11 protein-coding genes and 1 tRNA gene are annotated in these 12,880 nt (G+C 33.5%); 10 read left to right on the top strand and 2 right to left on the bottom strand.

Annotation, left to right across the window (positions count from 1 at the left end):
• The first annotated feature begins 42 nt into the window (after positions 1 to 42).
• Complete coding sequence (locus IC621_RS01285; RefSeq protein WP_191154924.1) at positions 43 to 1,140, top strand: acyltransferase family protein; 1,098 nt, start codon at positions 43 to 45, stop codon at positions 1,138 to 1,140.
• A gap of 151 nt (positions 1,141 to 1,291) precedes the next feature.
• Here the strand turns inward: IC621_RS01285 and IC621_RS01280 are convergent, their stop codons facing one another.
• Entirely contained in the window at positions 1,292 to 3,760 is a 2,469-nt protein-coding gene (locus tag IC621_RS01280; protein ID WP_224752239.1) for a right-handed parallel beta-helix repeat-containing protein, read from the bottom strand.
• A gap of 287 nt (positions 3,761 to 4,047) precedes the next feature.
• Here IC621_RS01280 and galE point away from each other — a divergent pair, with 287 nt between their 5' ends.
• The 9 genes from galE to IC621_RS01235 all read left to right on the top strand — a co-directional run bounded on the left by galE (position 4,048) and on the right by IC621_RS01235 (position 12,585).
• A complete protein-coding gene (galE, locus tag IC621_RS01275; protein WP_191154922.1) occupies positions 4,048 to 5,082 on the top strand; it encodes a UDP-glucose 4-epimerase GalE in 1,035 nt (344 codons plus the stop codon).
• 160 nt (positions 5,083 to 5,242) lie between these two features.
• Positions 5,243 to 5,653, top strand: a complete 411-nt coding sequence (locus IC621_RS01270) for a VanZ family protein (protein WP_224752238.1) — start codon at positions 5,243 to 5,245, stop codon at positions 5,651 to 5,653.
• Positions 5,654 to 5,746: 93 nt separating this feature from the next.
• Positions 5,747 to 7,693: an asparagine synthase-related protein gene (locus IC621_RS01265; protein ID WP_191154918.1), complete on the top strand. Its 1,947-nt coding sequence runs from the start codon at positions 5,747 to 5,749 to the stop codon at positions 7,691 to 7,693.
• 4 nt (positions 7,694 to 7,697) lie between these two features.
• Complete coding sequence (locus IC621_RS01260; protein ID WP_191154916.1) at positions 7,698 to 7,826, top strand: paeninodin family lasso peptide; 129 nt, start codon at positions 7,698 to 7,700, stop codon at positions 7,824 to 7,826.
• 81 nt (positions 7,827 to 7,907) lie between these two features.
• Positions 7,908 to 8,849 (top strand): aldolase, encoded by a 942-nt coding sequence (locus IC621_RS01255; RefSeq protein WP_191154914.1) that lies wholly within the window; start codon positions 7,908 to 7,910, stop codon positions 8,847 to 8,849.
• The gene (locus IC621_RS01250) at positions 8,846 to 9,160 is read left to right on the top strand and encodes a lasso peptide biosynthesis PqqD family chaperone (RefSeq protein WP_191154912.1); all 315 of its coding nucleotides are present in this window, start codon (positions 8,846 to 8,848) and stop codon (positions 9,158 to 9,160) included. The genes IC621_RS01255 and IC621_RS01250 overlap by 4 nt, the downstream gene beginning before the upstream one ends.
• Positions 9,147 to 9,623: a lasso peptide biosynthesis B2 protein gene (locus IC621_RS01245; protein ID WP_191154910.1), complete on the top strand. Its 477-nt coding sequence runs from the start codon at positions 9,147 to 9,149 to the stop codon at positions 9,621 to 9,623. Before IC621_RS01250 ends, IC621_RS01245 begins: the two co-directional genes overlap by 14 nt.
• Positions 9,616 to 10,782, top strand: coding sequence for a nucleotidyltransferase domain-containing protein (locus IC621_RS01240; RefSeq protein ID WP_191154908.1), 1,167 nt, complete (start codon positions 9,616 to 9,618; stop codon positions 10,780 to 10,782). Before IC621_RS01245 ends, IC621_RS01240 begins: the two co-directional genes overlap by 8 nt.
• Before the next feature lie 3 nt (positions 10,783 to 10,785).
• Complete coding sequence (locus tag IC621_RS01235; RefSeq protein WP_191154906.1) at positions 10,786 to 12,585, top strand: ABC transporter ATP-binding protein; 1,800 nt, start codon at positions 10,786 to 10,788, stop codon at positions 12,583 to 12,585.
• Between the two features lie 82 nt (positions 12,586 to 12,667).
• Here the strand turns inward: IC621_RS01235 and IC621_RS01230 are convergent.
• Positions 12,668 to 12,739 (bottom strand) — tRNA-Gln (locus tag IC621_RS01230).
• Between the last annotated feature and the right edge of the window lie 141 nt (positions 12,740 to 12,880).

Below are 12,880 nucleotides of genomic sequence, written 5' to 3'. Positions count from 1 at the left end.
AAACATTAATAAATACACAAAATTTGAAAGGAAATAAATACTATGCAAATTAATAACAATTTAAATGAAATTTTTTGGTTAAGAGCTTTTGCATGTGTTGCTGTAGTAATAGGTCATACTATTCAATTAACAAATGTGGAATTTAATCACATCGAACCAGCTAACATTTATAGTATATTTTTGAATTATCTTCTCTTAGCGAGTCTCTTTGGTACACCAATTTTTGTGTTTATTTCTGAGATGCTTTTGTCCAAAAAATATCCTAAAAAATTGCCAAGCAAATTTATAAGAAAAAGAATTAAATATATATTTTTGCCTTTTGTGTTTATGAATATTGTTTATGCCATTTTGCATTTGGAAAACTTTAGTATACAATCCTTAGTCATTGAGTCTTTAAAAAATATTCTTTTAGGGCATTCAATATTGTATTTTGTTTTAATTGTTTTCCAATTTTACTTTTTACATTTAGCTTTTAATAAATATCTGAATAAATTATCACCATTATTTATTTTACCATTGACTTTTGTAATAAATGTTGTTTATCTGGGGATTTTTAATTTTATGGATCCTCCAAATACAAGTTTATTCTTCAAAGAGATTTGGAGGTATGGGTATTGGTTACCATTCCTCGGCTGGATATTTTACTTTTCATTAGGTTTTTACTGTGGAAAATTTTATGATGTTTTTTTATCATTTCTATTAAGATTAAAGTACGTCTTTATATTCTTACCATTAGTAACGTATTCTTTATGTGTCGTAGTAAACAAATATGCAATATTTAAGTATACAACTTCGAAAAGGATTGATATGATTTTTTATACAATAAGCATAATTTTTTTTATTATTTTAATTTCAAAACTTATACCTAAAACTCCTAGAATAATATTTTTACTTAGTAATTATTCATTTTGCATTTATTTACTTCACATGGTTTTCATCCACTTGTTAGAACTAGCATTACCTTTTAGTTATTTAAATAAATTCACATATCTTTTATTTGCATCAATAATTACAATTTCATGTTCAATTATATTTGCTTACATTGTTAATAAGTTAAAATTCGGGAAGTTCCTGGTCGGAAATATTAATAATTTTAACACTAGTAGATTGGTACCATATGGGCAAAAGAAAACAGCATAAAAAAGCTGTGTAGATATTTCACACAGCTTTTTGTAATATAAATACATAATTTGGTTTTGAAACATTATTTTTGAGGAATGTTGTTATATTTCATTTTAAAAAGCAATCTGTTTTCGAAGTCCTATTATGTTTTGACATTAATAAAATAATATTAAAATTGTTCCTGCACATTATCAGTATATATTATTTCTGAATTTATTTTAACATTGTTTTGATCAACAATCGTTGTTTTCGGTATTGGTATTGTTGATCCACTTTTCCTATAAACACCTTCTATTGTAATGGTTCCTTTCGTGTTAGTATTCGAAGTTTTAGTAGTAATTATTGTATTAATTGAAAGGTTCAAATGATTTTCTGTAAATATTCTTAAAGTGTACAACGAGCCGAGCGAAATGCCTTGGTCTATAACATTAAAAATATTATTCAAGATTTCTAATCTTGGTATATAGAGGAAGGCAATGCCAGGTCCTCTGGCCTCATGAGTATATGTTGAGTATGGAGCATCCCATATTATTTTATTATTCTTAAAACTATGTGTAATGTATCCAGTGTCTATTGCTAATTGTTCTGTTCCATACATGTTGCCGCCATCAAATCTAAATGATTGATTTTTAAAAATTGAATTTTCCACTCTCATAAATTCAGAAACCATCATGCGGCTATAGTTTGTAGTAGTTCCACTATGAATAAATTCACAATTATCTATAATTAAGTTTTTCGTTCCTACGTAGTGTCCGCCACTAGTTTCATTTGTGTGAATTTTAACATTTGATAAAAGTACATGATCACTGGAATTATAATAAGCTGATGCCACACCCTTTGACCGTCTAATATCGAATAAGGAATTATATACCTCTATATTTTTTCCTGAAAAACCTAATGCATTATCTTTTTCTGGATCATCAAAAGTAAGCTTGCAATTGATAACCTTTGCTGTTTCACCACCTAAAGTCAGGCTGGTTTTAGAAAATACACAATTTTCTATAGTGGTGTTGCCAGCTAATACAGAGACTGAGGCGCCGAATACTGAATCATTTCTAAACGTACAAAATGTGCCATCCTTTTCAACCCCGCTGGTTATTGACCTGCCACTAATATTTCCATAGTACATGTTATTTAATGAGAAATAATCATCTCCACTGCCTGAGAAAACAAACGAACCTCTAAATTTATTATTTTCTACATGAACCCCTCTAGTGCTAATGCAGACAAATGCCCCTGCTCTATTATCATATATATTACAGTTTTTAATTGTAATTTTTTGATTTGTCATGTAACCATCTTCAATATCAATACCATAACCAGGATTAACACCAGTTGATGTACTCATAGGATTACTATTATTATAAATTTCGCAACTATCAAATGTAATAAATCTACCTCCATTAATTGATGCACCGAGCCTTCTATTTCTATGCGATTTACAATTCGAAAAATTAATATACTGAGGAATTTTTGCACACATGACATAGTGTAGATTGCCATTCATTAAATCGAAGTTTTGTATAAATGAGAATCTTACTTTTGTCGTCCCAACCGGTAATGATTCTAGATAGATAAATTCATAAGTACGAGTATTTCTAAAACCAAGATAGGTGTTATCTGCTTTATAAAAATGTACTTTAATGACCGTTTTATTAAGGTTACTTCCAATACCATAACCCCCATAACCATCTCCAGAGTAATAAAAGTATCCAACAGATTTTACTAAGTTACCAGTTACATCAAAATATCTTGAAACTGTCGTATAGTTTGTTTTTGTACTATCAATATTTCCTTGACTATCTATGTCTCCCTTTGCAAAATGTGCTGGATGTTGAACTCCGCCAAGTGCAGAAAAATCCATTATCGTTACAAACCCATCTCCAGTACATTCATAAGCTTCACAATTTTTAATAGTAATGTTGTAACATGAATTAATACATTGAATCCCATGTCCCCATTCGTGTGTGCCACCACTAGAATAATCATGAGTTTCTCTGTCACCTTTTACTGCCGCACCCTCAATTAATACATTTTTAATTCCATCACAAGTAATAATTGAGTAACCAGTAAGATTATTTGATTCTTTAAAGAATAAACAATCATAAAATTTATAATGGGTATTGCTTTCTAGTAATACTGAAGAATTTTTATCAATAATATACTGCCCTTTCGGTAATACAACAGTATAGAAACTGTTATCTCTTGCCCATTTTAGTGCATTATTAATTCCATTCGTTGTATTCAAAGCATCTGTTCCATTATTTTTAATTCCCCAACGATCAAGTTCAACAACATAGCTAGAAATAGATTTAGGAATCCATGTTGTTCCATTATAAGAAAGGATATTTCCTGCTTCAGGAGTATTTGATGATGTATCTACATCATTTAAATCATCTAGATTTATATTAATGGTACTTTTATTTTCTACTATTTCATTAATAGAATTGACTATGTTAGATTTGTCAGAAGTTATTAAATTTGACAATTTTCCAATTTCCTTTTTATTGGCAAGTTGCATATTACCATTATCAGTACCTATAAATAATTCCCCTGTATCCGTAGTTAAACATAATTCGCCAATATCTAAATCCTCTAGATCTGTCTTTAAACTATTTTTAATTTGTATTTTAGTCAATAGAATACCTCCATTTAACCCTAGTTAGTAGAAGCTTTTTAGTTTCTTTCTATATAAAATTCAGAAAAATATTAAATGCTTGGACTTTTCTTTTATTGCAGTAATTTTTGTCTGCTGTAAACAAAAATTTGTTGCTGCAAACAAAAAAAAGATGTAAAATTAACTTAGGTTCTTTATTAAGAACGATGTGCGCTAAAATAATTAGATCTATATGTGTTTTTTCAATATAAAGAACAGAGAATGTTCTGATGAGGCTTATTGAATTTGATTAATTGGAGGAAATTTACTTGACCATTTTAGTAACAGGCGGAACAGGATACATCGGAAGTCATACTTGCGTTGAATTATTGAATGCCGGGTTAGAAATAGTCATAATAGATAATTTATCAAACAGCAGCATACAGGCATTAAATCGTATGAAAGAAATTACGGGGAAAGAGATTTCTTTTTATAAAACGGATTTACTTAATAAATCTGAAGTGGAAAGAGTATTCATTGAACATCAAATTGAGGCTGTCATTCACTTTGCCGGCTATAAGTCTGTTGGCGAATCTGTTCAGGCCCCATTGCGTTATTATCATAATAATCTTACTGGAACGTTCATTTTGTGTGAGGTCATGGAGAAATATGGTGTACATAAAATGGTTTTTAGTTCATCTGCAACCGTATATGGGCTGCAGGATCAAACACCTCTTTCTGAGAATCTTCCTCTTCAGGCGACAAATCCATATGGTCGGACTAAATTAATGATCGAGGAAATATTACGAGATGTATATACTGCGAATCAAAATTGGAGCATAGCCTTGTTGCGTTACTTTAACCCTGTTGGAGCTCATAGTAGTGGTCGGATCGGGGAGGATCCGAATGGAATTCCTAATAATCTAGTGCCTTATATTACCCAGGTAACTGCAGGTAAATTATCAGAGCTTTCAATATTTGGAAATGATTATCCTACCCGTGATGGCACTGGTATTAGAGATTATATCCATGTTGTTGATCTTGCAGAAGGTCATGTAAAGGCACTGAATAAAGTCATGAACTCTACCGGTGTGAATGCCTACAATCTCGGTACCGGCAGTGGCTACAGTGTAATGGAAATGGTTCAAGCATTTGAAAAAGTAACGGGAAGAAGGATTCCATATAAAGTAATCGATAGAAGACCTGGTGATATCGGCATAAGTTATGCTGATGCTACAAAGGCTGATGTTGAGCTAAGCTGGAAGGCAAGCAGAGGGCTTATGGAAATGTGTGAGGATTCTTGGCGCTGGCAAAAAAATAATCCAAATGGCTACAAAGAAGAATTAGTCACACTATCTAAGTAATAGGAATGTTTCATTTCATAAATTCCTGCTTGTGTTCTTTATAAAAATGGTTTATTGTTCTTTATATAGTACTTTTTATTGGTGTAAGTCTGGAAAAAAGGGGGCTTTATACATAGTCTCAATCTATCGGCTCTTACTTAGAAGTTTACCGTTTACATATATGTTACTAATATGGCTGCAGTCCAGTTATTTTAATCCAGAAGAGCTGGCGAGCATTTCAAGTCAGATCAATGTTCCTTTCATTCTAATTATCGGTATATTACTTGAATTACTTCATTTCATTCAGTTTGGTATTTTATATGCCCTATTTATTATTTTCTTCCTTACATTTCAAGAGCTTAAACCGAAACATGAATTAGTTGCAGCTGTTTTAGCCATACTGTATTCAGTTATTGATGAAATTCATCAATTTTATATCCCATATCGTTCTATGTCAGGGATCGACTTGTTAAAAAATGTTGTTGGAGTAGGTTTATTATGGATGATCATTCATAAAAGCTATTTTAAGCGATCTAGATCAAAAATCGGTCATTTTCTTAAGAATATTACGATCGTATTAAAAAGCTCATAACAAATTTATTCTTTTTGTTCGTTATTAAGAATAATTCTGATTTAAGACAGATCGTAAATAAAATTGTTTTATGGTCCAAATTGGAGGAAAAACATGAGTGCTATCGCTGGCATTTTAAACTTTAATCAAGAACCTGTCCCATATGAACATGGAAGAAGCCTAATGAGTTCACTTGAGAAATATCCTTCAGACAGTGTTCAAACGTGGCAAAAAGGGGGAGTGTTTTTAGGCTGCCATGCGCAATGGATTACACCGGAATCTGTTGGAGAAAAGCTTCCATACTTTGATGAAGAAAGGCAGTTAGCGATAACGGCTGATGCAATCATTGATAACCGGGATGAATTGTTTGAGAGACTGCAAGTTTCAAAAGAATATAGAAAAATAATAACGGATAGTGAACTAATCCTGCTCTCTTATTATAAGTGGGGGGAAGATTCGCCAAAGTATTTAATCGGGGATTTTTCTTTTATGATATGGGATGAAAAAAGACAAAGACTTTTTGGGGCAAGGGATTTTTCTGGAACTAGAACACTTTATTACTTCCATAATCATTTAAACTTTGCATTTTGCACGACAATGGGTCCTTTATTTTCATTACCCTATATTAACAAGGAACTTAACGAAGAATGGCTTGCAGAGTTCATAGCTATACCCGGCATGCACGAAGCGGTAGATGTGTATTCTTCCGTCTATAAACATATTAAACAAGTACCTCCTGCACATTCAATAACAGTAGTTAATAACAAGGTTCATTTTTCCAGATATATCATGCTTTCCGATAGTGGTGAAAAATTAAAATTAAAAACGAATGAAGAATATGAGGAAGCCTTTCGTGAAGTATTTAATGAGGCGGTGACCTCAAGATTAAGAACCCATCATAAAGTAGGAGCGCATCTTAGTGGAGGATTAGATTCAGGTTCAGTTGCTAGCTTTGCAGCAAGGAATTTACAAAAGGATCATAAAAAACTGTATACATACAGTTATGTCCCTGTTGATAACTTTATAGATTGGACGCCAAAAAGCAGAATAGCTGATGAAAGACCATTTATTAAATCAACTGTTGATTATGTAGGGAATATTCATGATCGATATTATAGTTTTGAAGGAAAAAGTGCATTATCCGAAATGGATGATTGGCTTAGAATTCTCGAAGCTCCTTATAAGTTTTTTGAAAACTCATTTTGGTTGAAAGGAATGTATGAGGAAGCAAATCGTAATGAAATAGGAGTACTTTTGAATGGGAACCGGGGAAATTACACAATATCATGGGGTTCAGCCCTAGACTATCAAAGTAAATTATTTAAAAATTTAAAATGGCTAAAACTTTATGGTGAATTAGAAAAGTATAGTAGAAATAGAGGGATAAAAAAATCAAAACTTTTCCCAATTATCACCAAAAAAGCATTTCCATTCATAAATAAGTTCAAAAAAGATCGTAACAATTATGCCATTCCAAGTTTTATTAATCCAAGTTTTGCTAAGCGGACAAATGTATTTGAAAAGCTATTGAACAATGGGATTGATATTCACGGAATGCCTCTCAATGCTTATGAAGGAAGAAAGAAACAGCTTGAACAATTGTTTTTCTGGGGATTAACAGGAACTACCGCTACGAAATTATCTTTACATTATTCCTTAATGGAACGTGATCCGACAAATGATTTAAGAATTATGAAATTTTGTTTAGCTCTTCCTGACAGCCAATTTGTACAGGATGGACTAGATCGAGCACTTATAAGGAGGTCAACAAAGGGATATCTTCCTAATAAAGTTCGGCTGAACCAAAAGGTAAGAGGGGTTCAAGGAGCAGATGGAATCCAGAGGTTAACACCTGAATGGCCATTACTGATTAACGAGTTAGATAATTGTTTCCAAGATAGCATGATGGCTGAATTTTTAGATTTAAAGGTACTCAAAGATGCACTAATAAATATAAGATGCAACCCAATACCAGAGTTAGTTTTTCACAAGGATTTTAAAATTTTAATGAGGTCTTTAGTATTATTTCGTTTTATGAAAGCAAGTTTTGGAGGGAGGTGAAATGATGAAAAAGAATTGGAAATCTCCAATATTAGAAGTGTTAGATCTAAAAGAAACATTGGCGGGACCTGGATTAACTATTCCAGATGCTGTTCAAACCGATCCAGACGAGCATGTACATCACGAAAGCTAGGAATTATTCTTTCTGATTTGCCCTTATACATTCTTATCGTATGAGGGCACTATTACATGAACTCTTTCAGGAGTGAAGAAGATGAAAGTGAAGACTGCCTATAAAATCTATCATACGTTCGGATTTACTATAAGAAGTGAAATGATGTTTCCTGAATTAGTTATCCCGGATAGTAAAACAAAGAGAGATCAAATTGGTGAGATTTCAGTTGAGGAAGCAGATTTGTCAAAGAGATGGAGTGAGTTAGCAGGAACAAATCAAAGTTTCATTGCTTCAGGAAATTCTGTCCTATTTAGAGTTCCAAATACTGCTGTTTTTTGCGTAGAGGATGGGAAAAGAATATTATATTCGCCATTCATCGGTGTAGACGAGAATAAGCTTAGACTTTATATTCTTGGTTCATGTATGGGTATTCTTTTAATGCAAAGAAAAATTCTCCCGCTCCATGGAAGTGTTATCAAAATGAATGGAAAAGCGATTGCGATTATCGGAGAGTCTGGAGCAGGCAAGTCAACGTTAGCATCTGCCTTTATAAGGTATGGTTACAAGCTGTTAACTGATGATGTTATTGCCGTATCTTTTTCAAATGAGAACCTGCCGATGGTTACCGCCTCTTATCCACAGCAAAAACTATGGGAAGAAAGCTTAAATCAGTTTGGTATGAACGTAAGTCAGTACCGCCCTTTATTTGAAAGAGAAACAAAATATGCTGTTCCAGTTCGTTCAAATTTTTATTCCGAACCATTACCTCTTGCTGGTGTATTTGAACTAATAAAAACAGACAAAGATCAAATTGGCATACAACCAATCAACAAGCTCGAGAGACTCCGCACGTTATACACACATACATATCGAAATTTTTTAATCCCAAAGCTTGGATTGATGAACTGGCATTTTCAAACGGCAGCAAATCTTTCTAATCAGATTGAGATGTATCAATTACAGCGGCCATTAACTGGCTTCACTGCACCTCAATTAGTGGATTTAGTGTTAAATACAATTAAAGAGGAGGCAAAAGGATGATGAACAAACAAGCAATTGAGTTAGACTCTTTTGTTGTCCAAGTAGATGGAAACATTGTCAGTGATATGGATGGAGAAAAGGTTATGATGAGCATTACTAACAGTAAATATTATAATTTGGGAGAGGTCGGGGGTGCAATTTGGGATATCGTTGAATCTCCGATCACCGTCAATGAACTTATTGTGAAATTAATGGAGCAATATGATGTTGAGGAGCAAGAATGTAAGCAACAGGTTCTTTCATTTTTGGAAAAATTGTGTGAAGAAGAGATTATCCAAATTATCAATAAGACTGCCCATGAAATTTCTTAAAAGGTTATTTGTCTTTTTTTCATTTAGACCACGGTTACAGCTGCTATTTATTGAAGCATTTGTTCTGCTGGGCTGGGCGCGAATCTTAAAGGCTAAGCCTTTTTTAGAGGTAGCACCAAAATTGGGAATGAAAATGGAAGAAACATCTATATCTAATCGCTCAAATAGAGAAGTAATTGTTAATATAGCGAGTGCTGTTAATGCCATGAGCCGCCATACATTTTGGGAAAGCATGTGTCTAGTTAAAGCTATAGCAGCAATGAAGATGCTTGAAAGACGTCAAATTGAAAGCACACTCTATTTAGGTACAGCAAAGGATGAGAATGGGAAGCTGATTGCCCATGCCTGGCTCCGCAGTGGTCCCTATTTTCTAACTGGTTCTGAAGAAATGAAAAAATTCACAGTTGTCGCTATGTTTGCAAAGAAAATGAGTAGTAGATATGAAGGAGAGGCCTATGAATAGCCAGTTCGATCTGAATATAGCATCAGTCCCAAAAGAACTTATCCTTATATGTGAGCTTCTTAATGAAAATAAAATGATCTCCGGGGAAAAGTTTGAACATATCGATTGGAGTTTATTTCTTAAGCTTTCGATTCATCATCGTGTTTATCCGCTTCTCTATTACAAGTTAAAAGACAAAGAGTGTGTTCCACAAAATGTGATTAATAGGTTGAGGACTGAATACAAAAAGAATACGTTTAAAATGCTTTTCTTAAGTGGTGAAATGGAACAGATAAGCAGGCAGTTTGGTGAAGAAAACATAAAGATGATCCATTTAAAAGGTCCTATCCTTGCTGCTGAGCTGTATGGCGACCTTTCACTCAGGACTTCAAGTGATCTAGATGTTCTGGTTCCACTTTCAGAGCTTAATAAGGTTGACCGTATGTTACTGGAATCTGGTTATGTAAAGGAAGAGCTTGTAAGTGTATTAAACGATTGGAAGTGGAGGCATCATCATATAGGATACGTTCATCCAAAAAAGCAAATCAAGCTGGAAGTTCATTGGAGGTTAAATCCAGGACCAGCTAAAGAGCCTTCTTTTTCAGAGCTTTGGGAGAGAAAAAGAAAAAGTTCAATGACCAATTTCCCAGTATATTTTTTAAGTCAAGAGGACTTGTTATTGTTTTTAATATCTCATGGGGCAAGACATGGATGGTCCAGACTTCGCTGGTTAGTCGACATTCATCAAATGATGAAGCAGGAATTTGATTGGAAAAAAACAAAAAAGCACCTAAAAAAATTTCAATTTCTTACAATAACTGAACAAGCGTTGATATTATGTTCACAGCTCTTTAAAACACCAATAAATACGGGGCTTCAACAGAAAATAAACAATCGCTCATGGAAGCTGGCACAATCAACCATTTTTTACTATGAACAATTGATTAATCTACATAGAGAACCATTGCCAGCTGATGTAGCCAAATATCATAAAAACTATTTATTCTCAATAAAGTCATTGCAGCACAAATTCTTATTCATACTAAGTTTTTTATATCCCTACCCGATGGATATAAAAGTGTTACGGCTTCCGAAATTCCTGCATTTTTTATATTTTCCATTAAGGCCTTTTATTTGGTTTTTTCGTAAAACAATTTCCAGAACAATAGGAGAAAATTGAACAATGAAGCAGATCCTATATTTAGTAAAGCAACTTCATCAGCATACTGGGAAAATCTTATACTTAAATTTAATTGGGATGATCTTAATTAGTCTGTTTGAAGGAATCGGTCTCTTGCTTATCATCCCATTAATTGGGATGACTGGAATGATGACTATAGGACAAGGTGAAAACTCGCAGGCAGGTTATTTTAGTAATCTATTCAATCCTATTCCTGGAGAAATTGGTATCCTTATAATCTTAGGAATTTATGTACTCTTACTAGTAGGTCAAAGTTTTTTTCAGCATAAACAAATCATATTAAATGCAAAAATCCAACAGAGCTTTCTTCGTCATTTAAGGGAAAAAACATACAAATCTATTATGTTAGCCAATTGGGAATTCTTTTTGAAAAATAGAAAGACGGATATTAGTAATTCGATGACCACTGAACTTGCACGAGTCTCCAGCATGATAAGTTTGTTTTTACAATTTTTAGCAGCTTTCGTATTTACATTGATTCAAATTGGCTTTGCGATTTGGTTCTCAGCAAAAATAACTGGCTTTGTATTACTTTTTGGATTTATTTTACTTTTTTTCTCTCGAAAATTTATAAAAAAAGCTAGTGCGTTAGGCGGAAAAACGACTAAATTATCACAAAGCTATTTATCAGGAATTACAGATCATATCAACGGGATTAAAGATATTAAAAGTAATACATTGGAAAACCAGCATATATCCTGGTTTCATAACCTATGCAAAAGAATGGAAAACAATGTGATTGAGATCATTCGTTTACGTACAGTTTCACAGCTTAGATACAAGGTCGCTTCTTCGGTTCTTCTAGCTGTCTTTGTCTATTTTTCTATACAGCTTTTTCAATCCCAGCCAGCTCAATTAATGCTGATTGTTCTTATTTTTGCCCGTCTTTGGCCGAGGTTTGCGGGTATCCAATCAAACCTTGAGACAATGAGTTCAATGCTGCCGTCTTTACATTCCCTTTTAGATTTACAAAATGATAGTGACTCAGCAAGAGAAATTAATAATGGGGAACATTTTCAAAATGCTGGCAGGCTTCAAATAAAAAAAGAAATGACTTGCCAGGATGTGTATTTTCGTTATAAAAAGGACTCTTCGATATACGCCTTAAAAAATATAAATGTTACAATCCCGGCTAATAAAATGACAGCAGTTGTAGGTCCGTCTGGAGCCGGAAAGAGTACTCTAATTGATATTCTAATGGGACTTAACAAACCTGATAAAGGAAGAGTAATGGTAGATGGGACTTTGTTGTCAGAGGACAATCTATTAGCATTGCGGAGTGCTATCAGCTATGTGCCTCAAGATCCATTTCTATTTAATGCAACTATAAGAGAAAATCTTAGCTTAGTTGATGAAGAAGCAACTGAAGAACAATTATGGGAAGCACTTAAATTCTCTTCTGCAGCAGATTTCGTTAATAAACTCCCTCTAGGTCTTGATACGATGATTGGTGATCGGGGAATCAGACTTTCAGGAGGCGAGCGCCAGCGGCTTGTTCTTGCAAGAGCAATACTGCGGAAACCTTCCATTCTAGTGTTAGATGAGGCCACAAGTGCGTTAGATACAGAAAATGAAAAGAAAATCCAAGAAGCTTTAGAGGAATTAAAAGGGAAGATGACGATTATTGTCATTGCCCACCGACTATCTACCATTCGACATGCTGATCAAGTTTTAGTATTAGACCAAGGTGAAATTGTCCAGACAGGTGGATTTAACCAATTAGCTAAAGAGAAGAAGAGCATGTTTCATCATTTACTCAATAATCAACTAGAGGTTAATTAATTGAAATACTACCAAGAATATATGAAGGGAAGTCTTTGTTCAAAAGACTTCCCTTCATCCGTTCTATTTTGGAGATATTTTACTGGGCTAGCTGGATTCGAACCAACGCGTGACGGAGTCAAAGTCCGTTGCCTTACCGCTTGGCTATAGCCCATTGTAGATGAACATTTTTTAGAATGTGTAAAATATCATTTTCTATTCATTTTTTCTAAAGAAAATTAATAATTATCTGCTCATAAACTTACAATTTGCCATCAGTCCTGCACGGAAAAGGAAGTTTTACCGATATGCAATC

Origin of the sequence: Metabacillus arenae (assembly GCF_014773385.1) — a bacterium.
Classification (GTDB): domain Bacteria; phylum Bacillota; class Bacilli; order Bacillales; family Bacillaceae; genus Metabacillus_D; species Metabacillus_D arenae.
This window is presented reverse-complemented; position numbering and strand designations above follow the sequence as displayed.